Annotated in this window: 19 protein-coding genes and 1 riboswitch; of the genes, 9 read left to right on the plus strand and 10 right to left on the minus strand. The window is 59.3% G+C overall.

Annotated elements, in window-relative coordinates; translation table 11 throughout:
- Positions 1–36: 36 nt before the first annotated feature.
- Together ACJ8OK_RS05670 and ACJ8OK_RS05675 are read left to right on the plus strand one after the other, a co-directional pair.
- Complete coding sequence (locus ACJ8OK_RS05670) at positions 37–1,212, plus strand: Gfo/Idh/MocA family protein (RefSeq protein ID WP_033633035.1); 1,176 nt, start codon at positions 37–39, stop codon at positions 1,210–1,212.
- Positions 1,213–1,222: 10 nt separating this feature from the next.
- Positions 1,223–2,164, plus strand: coding sequence for a sugar phosphate isomerase/epimerase family protein (locus tag ACJ8OK_RS05675; RefSeq protein ID WP_442530443.1), 942 nt, complete (start codon positions 1,223–1,225; stop codon positions 2,162–2,164).
- An 84-nt stretch (positions 2,165–2,248) separates the two neighbouring features.
- On the opposite strand, the gene ACJ8OK_RS05680 is transcribed toward ACJ8OK_RS05675, so the two are convergent.
- From ACJ8OK_RS05680 to ACJ8OK_RS05705, 6 genes are all read right to left on the minus strand, one after another.
- Positions 2,249–2,914 carry a hypothetical protein gene (locus ACJ8OK_RS05680; RefSeq protein ID WP_134942534.1) on the minus strand — a complete coding sequence of 222 codons (666 nt, stop codon included), beginning with the start codon at positions 2,912–2,914 and terminating at the stop codon, positions 2,249–2,251.
- Between the two features lie 378 nt (positions 2,915–3,292).
- Complete coding sequence (locus ACJ8OK_RS05685; RefSeq protein ID WP_085336899.1) at positions 3,293–4,828, minus strand: phospholipase D family protein; 1,536 nt, start codon at positions 4,826–4,828, stop codon at positions 3,293–3,295.
- 86 nt (positions 4,829–4,914) lie between these two features.
- Entirely contained in the window at positions 4,915–5,706 is a 792-nt protein-coding gene (locus tag ACJ8OK_RS05690; protein WP_004937878.1) for an AraC family transcriptional regulator, read from the minus strand.
- 356 nt (positions 5,707–6,062) lie between these two features.
- Entirely contained in the window at positions 6,063–6,380 is a 318-nt protein-coding gene (locus ACJ8OK_RS05695) for a cupin domain-containing protein (protein WP_015377878.1), read from the minus strand.
- Positions 6,381–6,641: 261 nt separating this feature from the next.
- Positions 6,642–7,694, minus strand: a complete 1,053-nt coding sequence (locus ACJ8OK_RS05700) for an NAD(P)/FAD-dependent oxidoreductase (RefSeq protein WP_197763559.1) — start codon at positions 7,692–7,694, stop codon at positions 6,642–6,644.
- 16 nt (positions 7,695–7,710) lie between these two features.
- Positions 7,711–8,883, minus strand: a complete 1,173-nt coding sequence (locus tag ACJ8OK_RS05705; protein WP_342139034.1) for an MFS transporter — start codon at positions 8,881–8,883, stop codon at positions 7,711–7,713.
- 180 nt (positions 8,884–9,063) lie between these two features.
- On the opposite strand from ACJ8OK_RS05705, the gene ACJ8OK_RS05710 reads away from it, so the two are divergent.
- Positions 9,064–9,933 (plus strand): LysR substrate-binding domain-containing protein, encoded by an 870-nt coding sequence (locus tag ACJ8OK_RS05710; protein WP_033633038.1) that lies wholly within the window; start codon positions 9,064–9,066, stop codon positions 9,931–9,933.
- A 36-nt stretch (positions 9,934–9,969) separates the two neighbouring features.
- Here ACJ8OK_RS05710 and ACJ8OK_RS05715 read toward each other — a convergent pair whose 3' ends face one another.
- The 3 genes from ACJ8OK_RS05715 to ACJ8OK_RS05725 all read right to left on the minus strand — a co-directional run bounded on the left by ACJ8OK_RS05715 (position 9,970) and on the right by ACJ8OK_RS05725 (position 13,231).
- A complete protein-coding gene (locus ACJ8OK_RS05715) occupies positions 9,970–10,377 on the minus strand; it encodes a DUF2000 domain-containing protein (RefSeq protein WP_049241007.1) in 408 nt (135 codons plus the stop codon).
- Positions 10,378–10,430: 53 nt separating this feature from the next.
- Complete coding sequence (locus tag ACJ8OK_RS05720) at positions 10,431–11,279, minus strand: AraC family transcriptional regulator (protein WP_015377873.1); 849 nt, start codon at positions 11,277–11,279, stop codon at positions 10,431–10,433.
- Positions 11,280–11,350: 71 nt separating this feature from the next.
- Positions 11,351–13,231 carry a diguanylate cyclase domain-containing protein gene (locus tag ACJ8OK_RS05725; protein WP_082996800.1) on the minus strand — a complete coding sequence of 627 codons (1,881 nt, stop codon included), beginning with the start codon at positions 13,229–13,231 and terminating at the stop codon, positions 11,351–11,353.
- A gap of 176 nt (positions 13,232–13,407) precedes the next feature.
- Positions 13,408–13,483, plus strand: a riboswitch (Fluoride riboswitch).
- 40 nt (positions 13,484–13,523) lie between these two features.
- Between ACJ8OK_RS05725 and ACJ8OK_RS05730 the strand changes: the two genes are divergently transcribed.
- Genes ACJ8OK_RS05730 through eno form a run of 3 tightly spaced genes read left to right on the plus strand, consistent with a single transcriptional unit; the run spans position 13,524 to position 16,221 of the window.
- Entirely contained in the window at positions 13,524–14,489 is a 966-nt protein-coding gene (locus ACJ8OK_RS05730; protein WP_260952814.1) for a DHHA2 domain-containing protein, read from the plus strand.
- A gap of 3 nt (positions 14,490–14,492) precedes the next feature.
- A complete protein-coding gene (locus tag ACJ8OK_RS05735; protein WP_235363399.1) occupies positions 14,493–14,921 on the plus strand; it encodes a universal stress protein in 429 nt (142 codons plus the stop codon).
- Positions 14,922–14,937: 16 nt separating this feature from the next.
- The gene (eno, locus tag ACJ8OK_RS05740; RefSeq protein WP_033633043.1) at positions 14,938–16,221 is read left to right on the plus strand and encodes a phosphopyruvate hydratase; all 1,284 of its coding nucleotides are present in this window, start codon (positions 14,938–14,940) and stop codon (positions 16,219–16,221) included.
- Here eno and ACJ8OK_RS05745 read toward each other — a convergent pair.
- Complete coding sequence (locus ACJ8OK_RS05745) at positions 16,218–16,625, minus strand: MerR family transcriptional regulator (RefSeq protein ID WP_033633044.1); 408 nt, start codon at positions 16,623–16,625, stop codon at positions 16,218–16,220. The genes eno and ACJ8OK_RS05745 overlap by 4 nt on opposite strands.
- A gap of 72 nt (positions 16,626–16,697) precedes the next feature.
- On the opposite strand from ACJ8OK_RS05745, the gene ACJ8OK_RS05750 reads away from it, so the two are divergent.
- From ACJ8OK_RS05750 to ACJ8OK_RS05760, 3 genes are all read left to right on the plus strand, one after another.
- Positions 16,698–17,918, plus strand: coding sequence for an NADH:flavin oxidoreductase/NADH oxidase family protein (locus ACJ8OK_RS05750; RefSeq protein WP_261440769.1), 1,221 nt, complete (start codon positions 16,698–16,700; stop codon positions 17,916–17,918).
- Between the two features lie 505 nt (positions 17,919–18,423).
- A complete protein-coding gene (locus ACJ8OK_RS05755; protein WP_004937838.1) occupies positions 18,424–19,806 on the plus strand; it encodes a diaminobutyrate--2-oxoglutarate transaminase in 1,383 nt (460 codons plus the stop codon).
- An 18-nt stretch (positions 19,807–19,824) separates the two neighbouring features.
- Positions 19,825–21,294: a pyridoxal phosphate-dependent decarboxylase family protein gene (locus ACJ8OK_RS05760; protein ID WP_442530444.1), complete on the plus strand. Its 1,470-nt coding sequence runs from the start codon at positions 19,825–19,827 to the stop codon at positions 21,292–21,294.
- Positions 21,295–21,394: the final 100 nt, after the last annotated feature.

Below are 21,394 nucleotides of genomic sequence, written 5' to 3' on the forward strand. Positions count from 1 at the left end.
GCACCCGAGTGCAATACCACAATATCAGGAGTCAGCATGTTAAATGGTGAAAGAAGCATCCCTCGCCCGCTGCGTTGGGCGATGATCGGCGGCGGCCGCCTCAGCCAGGTGGGCTACAAGCATCGTTCCGGCGCACTGCGCGACAATACCGCCTATCGGCTGGTTGCCGGCGCTTTTGATATCGACGCGGCGCGCGGACGTGAGTTTGGCGTCAATCTCGGTGTGCCCGCCGAACGCTGCTATGACGACTATCAACAGCTGCTGAAACAAGAGGCCAACCGCGAAGATGGCGTTGAGGTGGTGACCATCGCCACCCCTAACGGCACCCACTATGAAATTACGCGCGCCGCGCTGAATGCCGGCCTGCATGTCATCTGCGAAAAGCCGCTGTTCTTTACCACGGCGGAGGCAAGAGAAATCAAGGCGCTGGCGGCGGAGAAAGGCCTGATCGTCGGGGTGACCTACGGCTTCTCCGGGCATCCGCTGCTGATGCAGATGCGCGCCATGATCGCGAACGGCGACATCGGCGAAATACGCATGGTCGAATTGCAGTACACCCATGGCTTCAACGCCAATGAAAGCGCGGACACGTTCGAGGCGCAAAAGTGGCGCGTCGATCCGAAAATCGCCGGCCCCTCCTTTGTGCTGGGCGACATCTCTACCCACACCTTCTACATCTCACAGCTGGTCATGCCCGACATGAAAATAGCCTCCCTGCTGTGCGATCGTCAGAGCTTTATCCCTTCCCGCGCCCCGCTGGAAGACAATGCCATGGTGCTGATGCACTACGAAAACGGCGCCGTCGGGCGCATGTGGGCCTCCGCCATCAACGCGGGCGCGATGGACAGCCAAAGCATCCGCGTGGTGGGCTCACGCGCCAGCCTGCAATGGAGTGATTCCACACCCGGCGAATTACGCTATGAGATCCAGGGGCGGCCCAGCCAGACGCTGCACCACGGCATGCCCTATCTGGACGACAGCGCGCTGGCCGAGGAACGGCTCGGCGCATTGCATACCGAAGGGCTGGCCGAATCCTGGGCCAATATTTACCTCAAGTTCGCCATCGCCATCAGCGCCAGTCAGCGCGGCGATCGGCAGACGCTGGCCGCGCTGATCTATCCGGATATCGATGCCGGATTGGAAGGCGTGCGCTGGATTGAGAACTGTGTTCGTTCCGCCGACAACGGCGCCACCTGGGTTAATTACCAATAAGGAAAGCACCATGAAACTTTCGTTCTGTACCGACTGCCTGAGCCATTTACCCTTCGAGCCGATGCTGGATCGGCTGCTGGAGCTGGGGGTGCGCGGTGTGGAGATGACCACCGGCGGTTGGTCCCCGGCGCCCCATCTGGATACCGAGGAACTGCTGGTCAACCCCGACAAACGCCGGCGGCTGCAGCAAGCGCTGGCCAGCCGCGGCATGGAGATCGCCGCGCTCAATGTCTCCGGCAATCCGCTCGATCCGGGCGAGCTGGGGCAGCGTCATCTGCGCCAAACCGACAATACGCTGGAGCTGGCCGGCCTGCTGGGAGTGAAGAAGATCGTGATGATGAGCGGCCTGCCGCCGGCCAGCCCGCATGACACCATCCCCAACTGGATCACCTATACCGTCAGCTGGCCGCCTACGGTGAAAAACTGTCTGGACTATCAATGGAATGAGGTGGCGATCCCCTATTGGCAGGCGCTGGTCGCCCGAGCCAAAGCGTGCGGCGTCGAGCGCTTTGCGCTGGAAAACTTCAGCGCCATGCTGGTGTGGAACCCGGAAACGCTGTTCCGGCTGCGCGAGGCCGTTGGCCCAATGGTGGGCCTGAACCTCGATCCCAGCCACTTGATCTGGATGGGGGCGGATCCCATCGCGGTGGCTCGCGCCCTCGGCCCCGCTATTCACCATGTACACGGCAAGGACGTGCGCCTGGAGCGCGGCGTCGTCGAGATCAACGGGCTGCTGGAGACCAAACCGATAGACGAGGTGGCCGGCCGGGCCTGGAACTATGTCGCCGTCGGCTGCGGCCGGGATCTGCAGTGGTGGAAGGAATTCTTCTCGGTGGTGCGCATGATGGGTTACAACGACTGGGTGTCGCTGGAGATGGAAGACTTGACCATGTCGGTCGATGCCGGCATCGCCTCTTCCGTTCAAGCGCTGCAGCAGACGATCAGCAGGTAACACCGGGCGCAGCGGTTGCGGTCGCTGCGCCTTTTCTGGATGAGGCCAGCTCAAAGCTGGCCTCGGGAACTGATATGAAAACTATTATTTTACAGAGCAGGTCAAATCTTCATTGAGTGTGAAGACTCTATCCTTATCAATCTCTTCAGTTTTATCACTGCACGGAATGTATTTTGTTGTGAAAGGATTATAAAAGCCAACTTGAATCATTGAGTGTTCTTTAATCGATGTTGCCTTCCAGTAATCGGTACTTACTGAGAACAATCGTTTTTCATGGGGGTTTAGATATCCTAAGACAGAATCTGAAGAAAAGTTATTGGTCTTATCCACTGAAAAAGCCGGATAAACTTTTTTCTTTGAATTATTTTCTACCGTATAGATATGTGGTGCATCAGGTTTGTAGTTGCCTTCTGTTTTAATGCAATTCCCAGTGATTCTCCAGCCATGATGTGATGTAACAATCATTGAATAGTTACACCCTTGACTATTTCCATGGAGGGATGATGGCACTGACTTTTCAGCAATGCGAGTACCATTTTCATCTTCGACGGAGATTAAAATACTTTCCTGTGGAGAGACAGGATTTCGTGCATCATAGAATCTTGTGTCTTTGCCCTCTTTGACAACCGTCTGTCCATACTTTAGCTGATAGTGCAAACCATCTGGGTTTTCCAGGTTAAAACTGTCAGCGATAGCTACACTTGAAAAAGAGCCAAAAATAGCGATTGGCAGAAAAATATTTAATTTCATTTAAGCCCCACTCTAAATTAAATTTAACCCACACAGTTAATTTCGGACTTAACTAGCCCATTGAGAATGATCTCAACGAAAATCTCATTTAAACATTAGCTGCCATTATTGATGCCTACAACTTTATTTAAAATAAAAACGATTTTAATCGAAATAAAAAACAAACAAATTTATAAAAATTAGTTAATTTCACCGCGTAGCGGCCAGCAACATTCCGAGGTACGACGAGGTTTTCGATAATTTCCCGCAGATTGCGGAGAGGGAGCCGATGCGGCTAAGGGCGTTTATCCGCAAGCACCGCGACAGGCTTGCCTACTGAACCTCGCAAGGCTCGCCGGCCAAAACCGGCGTACCCTCCTTTTCCCTACCCCCACGCCATTACAACATCCACTCGATCGGCAGCCAGCCGGCCACGGTGAGAACGATGCGTTTTACCCAGCCGGCGCCGGGTTCTTGCTGGTGCACCTCGGTGTGGCCGTCTTCGAAGGCTTCGTTCCACACCATTTTGCCCTTGGGCGTCAATGTCGGCCGGTAGGCGGCATACTCGAGCGGGCCATCAAACAGTTGGCGGGTGTCGGCCGCCAGCGTCGGGCTGTCGATCAAAAAGCCCATTTCGCAGTTCAGGTGCGCCGAGCGCGGATCGAAATTGAACGAACCGATAAACACCCGTTTGTCATCGATGGCGAAGGTTTTCGCGTGCAGCGCCGCGCCGGACAGCCCCAGCGGTTTGAGCTCCTTGCGCCCCGTCGGTTGGCCAGCTCGCAATTTCAGCTCGAACAGCTCCACCCCCGCCTGCAGCAGATCGCGGCGGTATTTGGCGTAACCGGCATGGACCACCAGCACGTCGGTGGTGTTCATCGCGTTGGTCAGCACACGGATGGATTTTCCCTGTTTGGCAAGCGATTCAAAAAAGCTCGCCCCTTCCCGGCCCGGCACGAAATAGGCGGAAACCAGCTCCAACTGCTGGTTGACGCCGCCGATGATCTTGCTGAGCTGCGTCACCATCAAACGATCGCGCGAAGCCTTACCCAACCCTTTCGCCGGATCGTCGGCCACCAGCTCGACCTGGGTGAATTCCGGCTGCACGGCGCCATCGCGAAAGCGCACCGCACTGGTTTCCAGCTGCACCGCCAGTTTGCGGGCCCGGTCACTGCTTTCGGTCGCGGTGGCCTGCGTCAGGAAAGCAGAAAGATTGCCTTTGCCTCGGATAATTTGCTCAACGCCAAACACCGAGGCGCTGTTCCAGTAGCGATCGAAGACCTCGGCGGTTTCCGCCACCACGTTACCGACGCTCAACACGTCGAGATCGAGGAAATAGTTTTCGTCGCCGACCTGGAAATACTCGTCGCCGATGTTGCGGCCACCGATGATCGCCACAGCGCCATCGACGATATAAGACTTGTTATGCATGCGCCGGTTCATGCGCATAAAGTCAAAGGCGTAGCCGGCCAACTTCGGCGTGCGCACGGTTGATGGGTTGAACAGACGGATCTCGACGTTTTCCTGGGCGTTCAGCGCCGCCAGGGTCTCGTCCATGGCGACGCCGTTATCGTCCAAGAGCAGCCGCACGCGCACGCCGCGCTGGGCGGCGTCATACAGGGTTTTCAGCAGGATCTGCCCGGAGGTGTCGTTATGCCAGATGTAATACTGGGCGTCGATCGACCTTTCCGCCATTCGCGCCAGCGCCAGGCGGCTGGCGAATGCATCGTGGCCGCTGACCAGCGGCACCACGCCGCTCAGGCCCGGATGCGCCGCCATCAGTTCGGCGGCCCGCGCCGGCAATAGCGCGGCAGGATCCGCCGGCAACGCCGCCTGCGGTGAACGTTGGGAAATATCCGGCAAACGAAAGAGGACTCTTGCCGCAATAATGGCGATCGTCACGGCGAGAATCAGATACACGACAATTTTTATCACGGGACGCGGCCTCGGAAGTTGACTGCTTTGCTTTATACGTCATTAGGTTGCTTCAATCTATAGGAGAAGCGCGCTATGCCATAAGGCTATAGCGTAAAGCGCGAAGGCGAAACGCCAAACAGTTTTTTGAACGCCACCGAATAGGCGCTGTGACTCTCGTAACCGCTTTCGAAGGCGGCGTGGATGATCGAGTTGCCGGCCAGCAGCAGCGGAATGGACGACAACAGCCGCAGGCGTTGTTTCCACTGGCCGAAGGTGATGCCGGTTTGTTGGCTGAAGTGGCGTTGAAAGGTCTTTACGCTGATCGACAGTGAATCGGCCCAGGCCTCAATACCGCGTTCGTCGGCCGGTGTGATGACCAACTGCCGGCAAATTTCGGCCATTCTCGCCTCTACCGGCCAAGGCAGATGCAGCGCCAGCTGCGGCTGCAGGCTCAGCTCCTCCAGGAACAACGCTCTGAGCAGCGCATTGCGTTTGGTCTCCGCCCCTTCAGGCGCCAGCGTCGCCAACTGGGCGATCAGTTCTCGCAACAGCGGTGAAACCTGTAATACGCCGTCGCGCAGCGGCAAACGCGCGGCGGTGATTTCATCGACCAAAATCCCGTAAACGCAGATGTTGCTCTGCATGACGATCTGATGTTCTACCCCCGGCCGCAACCAAACCGCGGTGGTGGGCGGCACGATCCAGCGACCGCTGCTCGCCTCGACCGCCATAACGCCCTGTTGCGAATAGAGCAAATGACAGCGTTTATGCGAGTGGTAAGGAATGACGAAGCCCGCCGGATAGTGTTTCACCAGCCCCGTCACCTCGAACGAGGAGTTTTCGTGGCTGCTGAGGTCAATGCGTTTCGTTTCGGCGTTGTCGACTTCGAATCCCATGATCGTTTGTCCCTTTTGATAACGCGAATGTCTTTTATTTGATAGAGGGAGCGCATGATCCTCCATATAGTGACGTTCTCGCAAGCCACACCAGGGGCCTTATGCGAAGAAACTCACTATTTACACCAAAATTTCATCGTTCTGCGTAAAACGGAGGCGATGACGTTGCGCATGCGCTGCGCGATGGCGGCTCGTTGCGGGGGCGACGCGGCCGAAAGTGATGGAGAGGGAAAGCGCGGTGGCATAATCAGGAGGTGTACGCATCAATCAGCAGGTAGCTCGGCCTGGGGGACGGCTTACTGCTGAAGGGATAGGGAGAGCGCCTAGGCTCTCCTCCATCCAACGTTGTTATCTCATCAACGGGCCAACTCGGCGCCGTCCAGCTCGGAAATCGCCAGACAAATCACTTCCGTGATGGCCTGTACCGTATAAGCGGTATTGGCAGGAATGATCAACATCTCATGGGGTTGCAACGTCTGATCGTCAACCTTCAGTTCACCGCTCAGCACCATCAGTTTCACCCAGCCCGGATGAAAACGCGCCGGTTGCCGGCTGCCCGCATCCAGCTTCAGCAACGCCGTATGGCCAGGCGTCTCCCGTTTCAAAATGTGAAAGTGTACCCCATCGTAAGGCATGTTTTCGTAATGCAGTGACGCCAGTGTTCTCTTATGCATGGTAAGTGTCCTCGTGACCGGTGAGTAGCTGCTCCGCCTTCGGTCGCCGTAGAAACGATTGGCGGCTGTCCCTACCGAAAGCACAGGCTCGCAGCCTCTTGGCGAACGGATTAACTGTCGTACTTGCAGCGGCCCGATCGACCGCCGTTTCATGCCTAACCTGCCTCAGGCATGCTAATAAATATATAAGAGCCTCGCCGACGGCGCAAAAAACCGCTGCAACGTTGAGCGCATTACGGTGTTAATCCATAGTCGGAAAGATTATCCAGCAGCCCGATCAGTGAATCGCGCCGGGCGGTAGCCGCGAGGAATGGCGGGATTAACGCCGTGCAGCAGCTCGTCGCTGACCAGCCGCCCCAGAGTCGGAGCGCACATCACGGCCGGATGCATCACCGCCACATAGAGACAGGTGGCGCCCAGCGGCCCGAGGATGGGATAACCGTCGCGCGGCCTGGGGCGCAGCCCCACCGAACACGTCTGCAGCTGCAATGGCGCCGAGCCGTGCAGGCGGTTTTGAAGCGCCGATCGCGCGTCCTCTTCCACGTGTTTGACATCGCCGCCAGCGGGATAATCCTCCGCCGCGAGCAGATCGCCATTTTGCGCATGACGCACTTCGATGTCGTCGCCCGCAATCAGCGTGTTCACCGCCTGCGCCGCCGCGTGATAGCGCAACAAAATTGCCGGCGACGCCTCGATCGGCAACGAGAATTCGCTGCCGTCCAGCAGCGCCGAGATCCCCGTACCGCAGGCGAGCACGACCCGTTCGGCGGCGATCGCGCCCTCATCGGTAACGATGCCGGTTATCTGCCCACCGGCTTCGCGCAGAAATCCGCTGACCGCACGTCCCAGAAGCAACTCGCCGCCCAACGCGCCTACCCGTTCGAGCAGCCGCTGTGTCACCTCTTGCGGATCGACCGCGCCATCGCGCGCCGCAAAATAGGCCTGGCTATCGGGCCGCCAGAGCGCCGGCTCCAGCGCCATCACCTCGGCTAAGGACAGACGCCGATTGTCGGGGTTTTGCGTAGCCGGCGCCTGACCATAGCTGAGCGCGCCGGACCAATTCACCCACAATTCCGGGATCTCCTGCGTCAGGCGCATCCAGTCAGCCACGATCTCGCGCCGCAGAAACGCGTCGGGAGCGCCGTCAGGTACGCCTTCGCTGATCCAGCCGAACGAGCTGCCTGTGGCCCCCGCTGCGGGATACGCCTGCTCAACGACGATAACGCGCTGCCCCTGACGCGCAAGATGATAGGCGATCGATGCCCCGACAATCCCGGCGCCCACGATAATAATGCGTGATGATGTTCCATTCATTAATGATGCCCGTGCCTCATTTCAAATGTTGTCGCCAAAGCAGCCATGCCGCCAGACAGGCTACCCCGCCGCCGCAGGCCAGCACGGCGTAAGACGCGCCCCAACTGTGGGTGGTATCCATCACCACGCCAAAGGATAACGGGGCGAACGAACCGATGCCGAACCCCAGCAACGATCGCCAGCCCATCACGCTGCCAAGCTGTTGCGGCGGCACGTTGTCCGCCATCGCAGCCGACAGCACCCCGGAGTCGCCGAGGATGAAGAAACTGCCGATGCTGACGAGCAGCAGCGTCCAGCCCGGCCCCCAGTTCGCCGACCATCCCATCAACAGCGAACCCAATGCGCCGGCGGCGCCCATAAACATCAGCACCGACGCGCGATTGAAATAGTCCGAAACGGTGCCGACAATCAATGTAGCCACCATGCCCGCCAGGTGGATCACCGCCGCGACGATCAATCCGGCGCTAAGCGGATCCAGAGAGAAGCCGCTCAACGCCTCGCTGACCAGGCTGGGTGCCCAGGCCCAGTTGCCGAGCAGCTCCCAGCTGTGGGCGATATACCCGATCAGCAACAGCAGGGTCGCATCGGTGATAGCATAGCTTTCACATTTCGTCTTCCTCCCCAGCGTGCGCGGTTGCGGTTCCCGATAACCGACCAGGGCCAACGATCCCGCCAGCGCTCCCAGTAACGCACCGGCGGCGCACAGAGAAAACGCCACGCCGGCGCCCCAGCGCGTGGCGCTCCAACCGGCGATGAAAACCGACAGAAAATACCCCAGCGAACTGGCCGCCAGCACCATGCCGATGGCATAACCGCGCCGCGCCGGACCGTTCATCCCCATCGCCAACAGCAGCGCCGGCGTATAAGCCCCGCCCTGCGTCAAACCGACGAAGGCCATCAACACCAACGCGCCGAGATAAGAATGGGCAAATACGGCGAACAGCATCAACGCAGCGGCGCCCAGCCAGGAGAACAGCAGATAAACCCGGCGGGCGCCCAACGAATCACACCACCAGGAGGCCACCAGCAACGCCAGGGCGTTGGTCAGGCTGAACACCGTCTGCACCGTGCCGGCCGAAGCGGCGTCGAGCTGCCACTCGCTCCTGATGGTCGGCAGCGCGCCGGCGAACATCATGGTGCCCAGGCAGAGGCCGGCCCGGCTTACGCAAAGCAGAAAGAAAGCTCGCATCTCAGCGCCGCCTCCCTGTCCATCGATGGGTGAGGATGACTCGACTAACACGGGCGACAGGCGGGGAAAACGTCAGCATGACACACTCACAGACAAGGGAGAATGCGCCATAATAATGAGCAAAATCAATGGCCGACAAACGATCTTTTCTCCCTCATTTGGTTGAGCTAAACTCAACCTATGAAGCGACTTTATTCCCTGCCGCACCTGCCCGCTTTCGAAGCCGCCGCCCGTCTTGGCAGCTTCAGCGCCGCTGCGGATGAGCTGTTTCTCACCACCGGCGCGGTCAGCCGCCATATTCGCAGTCTCGAAGCACAGCTGGGGATCACGCTGTTTTATCGCGCGCACAAGTCCGTGCGGCTGACGCCGGCCGGTGAGAATTTTTCGCGCACCGCGTCTCGGGTGATAAGCGAATTGTTTGCGGCGGAAAGCGCGTTGAAAGCGAGCGCCGGCCGGCAGCGGCTGGTAGTGCACAGCCTGCCGACGTTTACCATGCACTGGCTGATGCCAAAGCTGGCGGCATTCAATGAGATACATCCGGGGATCGCGGTTGATATCACCACCAGCACCGGCGCCGTCGATCGCAATACGCCGTTTGACGTGGCGATCCGGCGCGATCCCGCGCACTTCTCCGGGCTGAAGGCGATCCCTTTCCTGCAGGAAGACAGCCTGCTGGTCTGCAGCCAGAGCTATTTGCGCGCCATGCCGGTCAGTGCGCCCGCCAGGCTGGCCGGGCATACCGCCATCCGCATTCGCGCCCGGGAAGATTTATGGCACAGCTGGCTGAATACCTACCCGACGGCGCTGGACGCCTCACCGCCGCCGCTCACGCTCGACCATACCTTCGCCGCCATTCAGGCGGCCGAAGACGGCCTGGGGCTGGCCGTCGTACCTTACCTGTTCTGCGCCAAACATCTGTCGTCCGGTCGGCTGGTGTCGCCTTTCCCGGCGTTGACTATCCGAACCGGCGTTTACTCCCTGCTGTTGCGCGATCGGGACGATGAGATCGTGAGAAAATTCGCCGCCTGGCTGCAGACGTTCCAGGCCTAAGCGCCGTATTGGAAACGCACCGCGCTAACGGTATTCTCAGGCGTGGAGCGTCAGCCCTTTTATCGCCTTATCCACCGCTTTCTTCGGCCCGCGCAGCGCCAGGCCGACCAAATCCAGGTTGTCCGCGTTTTCAGCGAGAAAAACCTGCCGGTTGGCTTCATCGTGCCCGGTCGAGAACATGGCGTGCACATAGGGGATCAGCGTCAATTCCCGTTCCAGCCCTTTACGATGCGCATTTTGCAGGCCCGGCAGGTCCGCGGCGAAAATCAGCATCGGCTGCCCGGAAATGCCGCCGTAGCGTCTGCCTTCCGCATCCACGTAACATTCGCCGATAATCTCCGGGGCCGCAGCGGCGATCCCCGTCGCCAGAAAGGCCACCACGTTCAGCCGCTGCCAGGTTTGCAGATCGTCACGCACGATAAACGCTATCTTGGTATCAAACATGTTTCGCTTTACTCCGTTGTGCTCTTAAAAGCGCATCATCGGCGATGAGCGAGTCAGCGGTATAGAACGTTTGTGCACTGGCGTTGATAGGCCGCCGGCGATAAACGGTAGGCGCGCCGGAACCAGCGGCCCAAATGACTCTGGTCGGCAAAGCCTACCTGCATGGCTACCTGCGCCGGCTCTTCCCCCTGTGCCAGTAACAGTCGCGCGGCACGCAGCCTCAGCCGGATCAGGTAAGCATGCGGCGACTGGCCGAAAGCGCGGGTGAATTGGCGAGTCAGACGGAAACGATCCAGGCCGCACTGAAGCGCAAGCTCCTCCAGACTGGGATTATCCGCCATGTGCTCGTGCAAGTAGTCCCGTAAACGATTCATCTCAATCAAAGCGTCATCGCTTTGGGACGTTGGCCTGACGCGTATATGCCGCGCCAAAAGCGTCAGCAGTTGGTCCAGGCTTTGATCGCGCGCCAGCCGGCCTTCCCTCTGATGCAACGCAAAAAAAGCCTGCTGTATCGCGGTCGCCAGCATCGGATCGTCGGTCAACGTACTGTGGAAAGCGCCCTCCAGCACTGAAGCGTCCCCCAATCCGCGGCGCTGCATCGCGTCGGAGACCCAGCGCTGCGGCAGATAAAGCATCGCATAGGTAAACCCTTCGGCCTGCGGCGCATGACCATCGTGCACCGCGCCCGGCTCGATCAGCATGGCGCGCCCCGGCCGGCTGGTATGCAGCGAACGGTGGCAATTGAAACGCTGCAAGCCCTGCTGCGTGACGCCCACCAGCATTTCATCATGATCGTGAGGATCGTAGGCATGCCCCTGAAAGTGGGCGTTGACGCTCTCAATACCCGTTTCGTCATCGCGCCGCAGTTCGAGCCAGTCGGTATGTTGATGATTTGACGCCATGCAATAAATCCGGAGTTCTGCTCACAGGAAAAGAAAAAACAGCTTACCCTGAGACCGCCACCGTTGCACGCTCACAGCTCGCAGATGGCATAAGTGCCCTTTCCGGCCGATTTCGCCTGATACATCGCGCCGTCGGCGCGGGTCAGCAGCATCTCCTCCGTCACATCGCCGCGTGGGGAAATGGCCGCGCCGATGCTGGCGGAAAGCCGTACCTTCTGCGGCCCGATCTGCGTAATTTTGGCCAGTTGCGCCAACACGTTTTCGCAAAACTCGCTGACTTCGCGCCGCGGATCCGTCAACGGCCACAGGATCACCGTGAACTCGTCACCGGCCAGGCGCGAGACGCTGTGGTGCTCGCCGGCGCAGGCGCTGAGCAATGTGGCGAATGTCTTCAGGATCGCGTCGCCGAAGTCATGACCATAGCTGTCGTTAAGGGTTTTGAACCCGTCGAGATCGATAAACAACAGCGCCATCTGCCGCTGATGGCAACAGGCCTGCAGCGTGCCCGACAGCCGGCGCAGAAACGCGCGGCGATTGGTCAATCCGGTCAGCATGTCGTGGGTTGCGTCATATTCCAGCCGCTGCTGCAGCCGCTTCAACTCGGTAATGTCCATCGACAGAATGTAAAACCCCTGCGCTTCACACGGCACCAGCGTGGTGTGGATCATCAGCAATCCCTTCTGGGTCTGGAGCTCATTCTCGAAACTCACCATTTCGCCCGCGAGGGCCCGTTCGATCATCGGTTTTGCTATCCGATAAACGCTTTCCCCCATGAAATCGCGCACCGTCATTTCTCTGAGACTGGACTCCTCCAGCCCGAACCAGGTTTTGTAGGCGCTGTTGGCGAACAGGTAGCGTTCATTGCCGTCGATCTGGCTGATTAAGGCCGGCATGTTGTCGGTAATGGCGCGCAAACGCTCCTTCTCCGCACTGAGCTGACATTCGGCGAGCACCCGGGTTTCAATCTCTTCGTTGAGCTTCTTGACGACCACGTTCAGCTCCCGCGTGCGGATTTCGACGCGTTGTTCCAGCTCGTGTTGCAGAGCGAACAGATCGGCCTCCGCCGCCTTGCGCTCGCTGATATCGACGATAACCGAGATGAAATGGTCCGGCTTGCCGTTAGGCAGCCGGTTTAACGCCACCGTCAGCTGCACCCAGATGATCGAGCCGTCGGCGCGGAAATAACGTTTCTCCAGCGAGTAAGTGCTGATCTCGTTTCTCAGCAGTTGCTGCAGTTTTTCCAGATCGGTGTTGAGATCGAGCGGATAGGTAATGTCCTGAAAGGTGCGATCCATCAGCTCGCGCTCGGAATAGCGCAACATTTCGCAGATGCGCGGATTGACCCGCAGCCAATACCCCTGCAGCGATACCAGCGCCATCCCTACCGCCGCCTGGGCGAAGGTCTGTTCGAACAGGGCTTCCGAGCGTTGCAGATTGGACTTCAGGTTTTCGGTATAGACGTGGCGTTCAATGCTCTGCAAATACTCCTCCACCACGGCGGCGAAATCGTGCAGGTCAGCCAGTTGTTCCGGGGAAAACGGCTGCGGCTGGCTGTCGATAATGCACAGGGTGCCGAGCGGCAACCCGTCGAGCGACAGCAGTGGCTGCCCGACGTAAAAACCGATCCGCGGCCCGCCAATCACCAGCGGATTATCGAAAAAGCGCGGGTCTTTGGCGGTATCGGGCACCACCAGCGCTTCGCGTTGCAAGATAGCATGGCCGCAAAACGAGATATTGCGCGGCGTTTCCCGGGCATCCAGACCGTAACGCGATAAAAACCATTGGCGATCCCGGTCGATCAGCGACACCAGCGCGATGGTCACGCCGAAGTATTTCGCCGCCAGCCGCGTGATGCGATCCAGTTTTTCCACCGAGTTTGAATCCAGCACGTTCAGCGAATGCAATACCGACAGGCGTTCGGCTTCGTTTTCGGGGAAGCAGGGTTCGAGCATGTTGTCTCCCATTGTGTCACCGACGGACCCGGCATAGCCGGCGTGAGTCCGTTCAGCGTTTCCGTCGGTTAGCGGCAAATATCCTTGTCCATCATAGACTCACTCAGTATCAATCCGATTGCGCATTCTCGCCAGCTTTGCCGGGCGTTGCGTTTGTCACCGCGCTGCGCTACAGTCGTTCACAAGGTGATGGTGTTCCACCTTTCCCAACCGCCGCGTTCGCTCGAACCGGATGATGACGCCTGATATACAACTTCGCTTTATTTTTTAGGCAGGTATGTCAGGAGTCGCTATGAATGAAATCTCACGTTTTACCCCTTTTCTGCCCCAGCCTGATCTCACCGTTCGGGAAATGCCGCTGTACGTTTTCGGCCATAAAAATCCCGACAGCGACAGCATCTGCAGCGCGCTGGTGGTCGCGGACTGGCTCAATCACCTCGGCAAACCGGCCGTCGCTTTCCGCCTTGGCGAACTGACGCCGGAAACCCGCTACATACTGGCCGCCGCCGGCGTACAAGCGCCTCCGCTGCTGAAAGGCGATCTCCGTGACCGTAAAGTCTGGCTGGTCGATTTTACCGACGTCGAACAAGGGCCGGCCTCATTGCCCGACAGCGATGTGGTCGGCGTTATCGACCATCACCGGCTGGGCACATTAATCACTCGCAATCCTCCCGATGTCTGGATTCGCGCCGTCGGCTGTTGCGCCACCGTGATCCTGCAGATCCTGGCGGCGGAAAGGCCGATGCCGCTTTCTTCCGCCCAGGCCACGCTGCTGCTGGGCGCCATTTTGAGCGATACCGTCGCGCTCAGCGCCCCGACCACCACCGAGCAGGATCGGTTGGCCGCCGAACGGTTAGGCGCAATTTCTCATGTCGACTATGACACCTTCACCGCCGGGCTGCTCGCCGCCAAAACCGATCTCTCGGGGCAATCCGCCGCGCAGTTGCTGCACCGCGACGCCAAGAATTACCGCATCCATAGCGTCTCGCTGCTGCTGTCGCAGATAGAAGTGCGGACCATGAGCGACATCGATCCGCTGTTGCCCACACTGCAACAGGCGCTTGAACACACGAAGCAGGAAGCCGGGCTGGAGATGGCCGCGCTATTGGTCACCGATATCACCTGCCGTCGCTCCACCCTGTATTTCTCGCCGAACCGGGTGCTCGACATTCGTCAGGTGTCTCTGCCCGGCATGACGAGCCGGAAAAAAGAGGTTTTACCGTGGTTAACCCGCCAGATCGCCAACGCAGGGAGATAAGTCATGCCGCTCTACCAACATGCTTTACTGCTGGTGCAGGATGAACGCGAAGGCCGGCTGCTGTTGCATCATGCCGAACGCCTCAATCAGCAGATGAATACGCGCATTACCGTGGCGCACATCAGTGCCGACTATGCCGAGCTGGACTACCTCAGCGATTCGCTGACCAAAGATCGCCAGTCCAGCGAGGTGATCGCCGCCAAGGCCATGCTCAGCCGTTTGGTGGAAGACTGCTCAATCCCCCTGGAGGTGCGCGCAATTGTCAGTATCCATCGCTTCAAAGACGTCGAAGCCCTGATTGCCCACGAAGGCGTCGATCTGTTGCTGTTAGGCCATCAGAACCGTCCGTTCGGCGTCTTTTCCTCCTTCGGCTTCGAGTTCATTAACCATTTGTCCATCGACGTGCTGATAAAGCATGTGCCAACTCCCTAGAATGAGGTGACTCCCCATGAGCTATGAGATTGAAAACATAACCGCCAGAGAAATCCTGGATTCGCGCGGCAACCCGACCGTCGAAGTCGAAATGAGCGCGGCGGGCGTCGTGGCCCGGGCTTCGGTCCCCTCCGGCGCCAGCACCGGGTCGCGCGAGGCGGTGGAACACCGCGACGGCGATCCGCACCGTTTCGGCGGCAAAGGCGTACTGGAGGCGGTGCACAGCGTCAAAACGGCGATCAATGAGGCGCTGCGCGGGGTGGATGTGCGCCAACAAGAGGAGATTGACCGCCGGCTGATCGCGCTGGACGGCAGCGAGAACAAGAGCCGATTGGGGGCCAACGCCCTGCTCGGCGTTTCTCTGGCCGCCGCCCGCCTCGCGGCGCAATTGTCGCAGTTGCCGCTGTATCGTTATCTGGGCGGCATCGGCGCCAACCTGCTGCCGGTGCCCTGTATGAATATCATCAACGGCGGCGTGCACGCCCGTTGGCAAGGGGCGGACTTTCAGGAGTTTATGATAGCCCCTCTGGGCGCGCCGTCGCTGCGCGAGGCCGTGCGCTGGGGCAGTGAAGTCTATCAGGCGCTGCGCCAAATCCTGTTGGAACAAGGCCTGTCGGTCGGCGTCGGCGACGAAGGCGGTTTCGCGCCGGCGGTCGCCTCAAACCGCCAACCGCTGGAGCTGATCGTGCACGCTATAGAGAAAGCCGGCTACCGACCGGGCGAAGATATCGCTATCTGCATGGATCCGGCCTCGAGTGAATTCTACGCCGACGGCAAATACCGCCTGCGCAGCGAGAACCTCGAGTTGGACGCAACCCAGATGACGGCCTATTACCAGCGGCTGGTGCAGGATTTCCCCATTGTGCTGATTGAAGATGGCTTGGCCGAGGACGATTGGGCCGGCTGGCGTATTCTGAGCGACGCCCTGGGCGATCAGGTAGAGCTGGTCGGTGACGATCTGTTCGTCACCAACGTGAAATATATCCAGCGCGGGATTGATGAACGGTTGGCTAATGCCGCGCTGATCAAGCTGAACCAGATCGGCACCCTGAGCGAAACCTTCGCCGCCGTGCAGCTTTGTCAGGCGAACGGCTGGGGCGCCTTTATCTCGCACCGCAGCGGCGAAACCGTCGACAGCTTTATCGCCGATATGACGGTTGCGATGCGAGCCGGCCATGTGAAAACCGGCGCGCCGTGCCGCGGCGAGCGCATCGAAAAATACAATCAGCTGATGCGCATCGAGGACCAATTGGGCGCCGCGGCGGTATATGCCGGGCGCTCCGCCTTTAAACGCCGCTAATCTTTGCAGGCCGGCCACGCACCGGCCAACTTTTCATTTTTGACCTGGCATAACCCCGCCACGCCGGATTCCAGCAAGGTAAGTCGGGTCGCCAGCAATGCTTCTCGCTGCTCATTCAGCGTGACCAACATCCGCTCGATTTCCGCCAGACGGGTCTCGACGCCCTGTATCAACCCATCCTCATAAGCGCTGCCCTGCAGCGCCAGCACGCGTTGGATCGCCTGCAGCGAAAAGCCCAGATTCTGGCCAATTTGGATCAGATGCAGCCGTTCCAGCGCGCTTTCGCTATACACCCGATAACCGTTGACGCCGCGCACCGCTTTGGGCAGCAGACCCTGCTGCTCGTAGTAGCGTATCGCCGAGGCGGCCACGCCGGCCCGTTCCGCCAATTCTCCGATCTTCATGCCCTATTGACCTTAAAGTTAACTTTAAACCTAGTATAGCGCCATTCCCCCTGCGACAGGAGCGCAAACCCGATGTTTACTCCACTGACACTGCCCAACGGCAGCCGCCTGACCAACCGTTTGGCCAAAGCCGCGTTGGAAGAAAATTTGGCCGATGAAGGCCAACTGCCCGGCCCCGCGCTATGGCGCTTGTATCGCCACTGGGGTATCGGCGGCGCCGGTCTTATCATCACCGGCAACGTGATGATCGACGGCCGCGCCATGACCGGACCCGGCGGCGTGGTGCTGGAACAGGATACGCCGCTCGCCTCGTTCGAAACCTGGGCCAAGGCCGCGCGCCAGGAAGGCGCGCAGGTTTGGATGCAGCTCAGCCACCCGGGCCGCCAGGTAATGGCCGACATGGGCGGCAACGCCTGGGCGCCCTCCGCCATTCCGATGGCCATGGGTAAGTACAGCAAAGCGTTCGCGCGGCCGGAAGCCATGAGCGAAGCGCAGATTGCCGAGGTGATCGCCCGCTTTGCCGCCAGCGCGCACGCCGCCGAACGGGCCGGGTTTACCGGCGTGCAGATCCACGCGGCGCATGGCTACCTGATCTCTCAGTTTTTGTCGCCGCTGGCCAACCAGCGCAGCGATCGTTGGGGGGGCGAGCTGGCGAATCGCGCCCGCCTGCTGCTGGAGGTGGTGCGCGCGGTGCGCCAGCGGGTCTCGCCAGGTTTTTGCGTGGCGGTAAAGCTCAATTCCGCCGATTTTCAGCGCGGCGGCTTTTCGCCGGACGAAGCCCGGCAGGTGTTGCTGATGCTCAACGAACTGCCGGTCGATCTGGTGGAGTTATCGGGCGGGAGCTATGAAAGCCCGGCGATGCAGGGCGAAACGGCAGACGACAGTACCCTGGCGCGTGAAGCCTATTTTCTGACCTTTGCCCGCGATCTCGCCGCAGTAGCCCGCATGCCGGTGATGACCACCGGCGGCATCACCCGCCCGACGGTGGCGCAACGGGTGCTGAACAGCGGCGTCGCGGTGGTCGGCATCGCCACCGCCATGGCGGAAATTCCCGATCTGCCGCGCCGCTGGCAAACCGGCGAAGCCCCTCATGCGCTGCCCGCGCCGGTAACATGGCGCGACAAAACGCTGACGCTGCTCGCCCGCATGGCGCTGATCAAACGCCGCATGCACGCTCTGAGCCGCGATCGGACGCGCAACGTGCGTTACTCCCCGCTGTGGTCGCTGCTCATCGATCGGTGGCGCACCCGCCGCACTCTGCGGCGCTATCATGCCTGGTTACAGCAACGTTAATGACCGCGGCGCCGGCAGACATGCCGGCACCGCACAAAAATCCCGCTGTTTTGATCGCGCTACGTAAAATCTGCAAGAAATCACCACTCTGGATACTGCGCTTTTAACGCTCGACCGCTTATATTCATCACAAATTTTGTGTATATAACCGCTATAGGACTTAAGGTGGTGAATAGATGAAAATAAGCCGCTATTTTCTATTTATGTTATTAATCGGAAATTCACCTTAATAATAAATGCATTAAAGAAGCAGCCAAAGGAAAGCAGAAAAGGATTTTTACGCAATGTTAAAAAAATGTTGTTTTCTGCCGGCAAAACCAACGGTCAACAAATCAACAACATATTGATGAGCCTAAGAAAAAACTAAACAATTCAAAACAAAATCGGCTATTGAGTCCCAGGCGAAAAAGCCATATATTGGTCGCGCTTTTCACAAGGCAGTTACTTTTCTAATTCATTAATTCAATCGTTGCGTCTTGAGACCTTCGGTTGTAGGAGAGATATGATGACGGATAAAGTCCGTATTGATACTTTAGTTGCAAACTCATTAAACGGAAACAATGAAACCTATTTGGCGCGTCAAGCCGAATTTGAGTCGAATGTTAGGAGTTATCCGCGCAAATTGCCGTTGGCAATTGCGAAAGCCCAGGGCGTTTGGATCACTGATGTTGAGAATAATCAATATCTTGATTGCCTGGCCGGGGCGGGAACGTTGGCTCTTGGACATAATCACCCCGACGTCCTGCAAAGCATCCAAAATGTCATTACCAGCGGCTTGCCGTTACATACTCTCGATCTCACGACCCCGTTGAAAGATCGTTTCTCCGATTACCTGCTCTCTCTGTTGCCTGGCGAAGGCAAAGAGTATTGCCTGCAGTTCTGCGGCCCGTCCGGCGCCGATGCGGTGGAAGCCGCGCTGAAGCTGGCGAAAAAGCACACCGGCCGTTCCGGCGTGATCAGCTTCTCCGGCGGCTACCACGGCATGACCCACGGCGCGCTGTCGGTCACCGGCAACCTGTCGCCGAAGGCGGCGATCAACGGCATGATGCCGGAAGTGCAGTTCATGCCTTATCCGCATGAATACCGCTGCCCGCTGGGCATCGGCGGTGAAGCCGGCGTCAAGGCGCTAACCTACTACTTCGACAACCTGATCAACGACGTGGAAAGCGGCGTGCGTAAACCGGCTGCGGTGATCCTGGAAGCCGTTCAGGGCGAAGGCGGGGTTAACCCGGCGCCGGCCGAGTGGCTGCAGCGCATCCGCAAAGTGACCCAGGAACACGGCATTCTGCTCATTATCGACGAAGTTCAGGCCGGTTTCGCCCGTACGGGCAAGCTGTTCGCCTTCGAACACGCGGGCATCGAGCCGGACATCATCGTGATGTCGAAAGCGGTCGGCGGCGGCTTGCCGCTCGCGGTGCTGGGCATCAAAAAAGAGTTCGACGCCTGGGAACCGGGCCACCACACCGGCACCTTCCGCGGCAACCAACTGGCGATGGCCACCGGCCTGACCACCCTGCAGTACCTGAAGGAGCATAAGGTCGCCGACAAAGTGGCCGCTCAGGGCGAGTGGCTGAAAGGCAAGCTGGCCGAGCTGCAGAAACGTTATCCGGTGATCGGCCACGTCCGCGGTCTGGGCTTGATGATCGGCATCGAGATTGTCAAGCCGAACGAAGCGCAGGATCACATGGGCTGCTACCCGGCCGATGGCGAGCTGTCCGCGCTGCTGCAGAAAAAATGCTTCGAATCCGGCTTGATCCTGGAGCGCGGCGGGCGCAATGGCTGTGTGCTCCGTCTGTTGCCTTCCCTGCTGATCACCAATGATGAGCTGGGTATTTTCCTGGATAAATTTGAGCAGGCGCTGTTGGCCGCCGGCGTCAAGCCAGTCTGAGTGGAGCGAATGACCGCGATGTCCAAGTTAAACCCGATTCTGGCTTCCTCGGCGCACAGCGCCGAGGCTTACCGCCAGGCGATCGCGCAGAGCAGTGAAGCTGTCGTGCAGTGGCTGCAACAGCCCGAGATGTATCAGGGCAAAAGCGTTGCCGAACTGCGCGAGCGCATCCAGCTCGACTTCACCCCGCAAGGCCTGGGTAACCAGGCGGCGATCGAGCGCGCCATCGAGTACTTTTTGAAAGACAGCCTGTCGGTGCACCACCCGCAGTGCGTGGCGCACCTGCACTGCCCGAGCCTGGTGATTAGCCAGGCCGCCGAAGTGCTGATCAACGCCACCAACCAAAGCATGGACTCCTGGGATCAGAGCCCGTCTGCCACGCTGATCGAAATGAAATTGATCGAGTGGCTGCGCGCCCAGGTCGGTTACCAGCCCGGCGACGCCGGGGTGTTCACCAGCGGCGGCACCCAGAGCAACCTGATGGGGCTGATGCTGGCGCGCGATGCGTTCTTCGCGCGTCAGGGCCACTCCGTGCAGCAGGTCGGTCTGGTGGGCGATCTGCGCAAGCTGAAAGTGTTCTGTTCTGAAAACGCCCACTTCTCGGTGCAGAAGAACATGGCGCTGATGGGCCTCGGCTATCAGTCCGTCACCCAGGTGAAAACCGATCGCTTCGCCCGCATGGACGTGAACGATCTGGCGGAAAAACTGGCGCAGGCGAAGGCCAACGGCGAGCAGGTGATGGCGATCGTCGCCACCGCCGGCACCACCGACGCCGGCGCGATCGACCCGCTGCGCGATATCGCGCGGCTGGCGGCGGAGCAGAAAATCTGGGTGCACGTGGATGCGGCCTGGGGCGGCGCGCTGCTGCTCTCCGAGCAGTACCGCGACCACCTGGACGGCCTGGAGTTGGTGGACTCTATCACCCTGGACTTCCACAAGCAGTTCTTCCAGACCATCAGCTGCGGCGCCTTCCTGCTGAAAGACGCGCGCCATTATGAGCTGATGCGCTATCAGGCGGCCTACCTGAACTCCGAGTTCGACGAGGCGCAAGGCGTGCCGAACCTGGTCTCCAAATCGCTGCAGACCACCCGCCGCTTCGATGCGTTGAAGCTGTGGATGGGGCTGGAAGCGCTGGGGCAGAAGCAATACGCCGAGATCATCGATCACGGCGTCACGCTGGCGCAACAGGTGGCGCGTTACATCGCCGACCAGGAATCACTGGAACTGGTGATGCAGCCGCAGCTGGCCAGCGTGCTGTTCCGTTACCGTCCGGCGCAGCTGGCGGCGAAAGGCGACGCGGCCGTCGCCCTGTTCAACCAGCGCATTGGTGACGCCTTGCTGGAATCGGGCCGCGCCAACGTCGGCGTGACCGAGTTCGATGGCGTGACCTGCCTGAAAATGACGCTGCTGAACCCGATCGTGACGCTGGAAGACATCAAGCTGTTGCTGGCGCTGGTCGAGAAAACTGCGCAACAGCTGCCGGCGTAACCCTCCGCCACTGCGCATTAAAAGCCGATAACCTCCAGGTTATCGGCTTTTTTATTGTCCATCAGAGAACAAGTGGCGCAGCGCTTACGCTGATATACTG

The sequence above is a fragment of the Serratia sp. CY71090 genome (genome assembly GCF_052166845.1).
Classification (GTDB): domain Bacteria; phylum Pseudomonadota; class Gammaproteobacteria; order Enterobacterales; family Enterobacteriaceae; genus Serratia; species Serratia nematodiphila.

Excerpts from the sequence above, each read along its gene's own strand:
- ACJ8OK_RS05710 (WP_033633038.1), top strand. The coding sequence starts at position 9,064 with ATGAAGCGACTTTATTCCCTGCCGCACCTGCCCGCTTTCGAAGCCGCC.
- ACJ8OK_RS05680 (WP_134942534.1), bottom strand. The coding sequence starts at position 2,914 with ATGAAATTAAATATTTTTCTGCCAATCGCTATTTTTGGCTCTTTTTCA.
- eno (WP_033633043.1), top strand. The coding sequence starts at position 14,938 with ATGAGCTATGAGATTGAAAACATAACCGCCAGAGAAATCCTGGATTCG.
- ACJ8OK_RS05670 (WP_033633035.1), top strand. The coding sequence starts at position 37 with ATGTTAAATGGTGAAAGAAGCATCCCTCGCCCGCTGCGTTGGGCGATG.
- ACJ8OK_RS05735 (WP_235363399.1), top strand. The coding sequence starts at position 14,493 with ATGCCGCTCTACCAACATGCTTTACTGCTGGTGCAGGATGAACGCGAA.
- ACJ8OK_RS05720 (WP_015377873.1), bottom strand. The coding sequence starts at position 11,279 with ATGGCGTCAAATCATCAACATACCGACTGGCTCGAACTGCGGCGCGAT.
- ACJ8OK_RS05715 (WP_049241007.1), bottom strand. The coding sequence starts at position 10,377 with ATGTTTGATACCAAGATAGCGTTTATCGTGCGTGACGATCTGCAAACC.
- ACJ8OK_RS05725 (WP_082996800.1), bottom strand. The coding sequence starts at position 13,231 with ATGCTCGAACCCTGCTTCCCCGAAAACGAAGCCGAACGCCTGTCGGTA.
- ACJ8OK_RS05690 (WP_004937878.1), bottom strand. The coding sequence starts at position 5,706 with ATGGGATTCGAAGTCGACAACGCCGAAACGAAACGCATTGACCTCAGC.
- ACJ8OK_RS05705 (WP_342139034.1), bottom strand. The coding sequence starts at position 8,883 with ATGCGAGCTTTCTTTCTGCTTTGCGTAAGCCGGGCCGGCCTCTGCCTG.
- ACJ8OK_RS05750 (WP_261440769.1), top strand. The coding sequence starts at position 16,698 with ATGTTTACTCCACTGACACTGCCCAACGGCAGCCGCCTGACCAACCGT.
- ACJ8OK_RS05700 (WP_197763559.1), bottom strand. The coding sequence starts at position 7,694 with ATGAATGGAACATCATCACGCATTATTATCGTGGGCGCCGGGATTGTC.
- ACJ8OK_RS05675 (WP_442530443.1), top strand. The coding sequence starts at position 1,223 with ATGAAACTTTCGTTCTGTACCGACTGCCTGAGCCATTTACCCTTCGAG.
- ACJ8OK_RS05695 (WP_015377878.1), bottom strand. The coding sequence starts at position 6,380 with ATGCATAAGAGAACACTGGCGTCACTGCATTACGAAAACATGCCTTAC.
- ACJ8OK_RS05755 (WP_004937838.1), top strand. The coding sequence starts at position 18,424 with ATGACGGATAAAGTCCGTATTGATACTTTAGTTGCAAACTCATTAAAC.
- ACJ8OK_RS05760 (WP_442530444.1), top strand. The coding sequence starts at position 19,825 with ATGTCCAAGTTAAACCCGATTCTGGCTTCCTCGGCGCACAGCGCCGAG.
- ACJ8OK_RS05745 (WP_033633044.1), bottom strand. The coding sequence starts at position 16,625 with ATGAAGATCGGAGAATTGGCGGAACGGGCCGGCGTGGCCGCCTCGGCG.
- ACJ8OK_RS05730 (WP_260952814.1), top strand. The coding sequence starts at position 13,524 with ATGAATGAAATCTCACGTTTTACCCCTTTTCTGCCCCAGCCTGATCTC.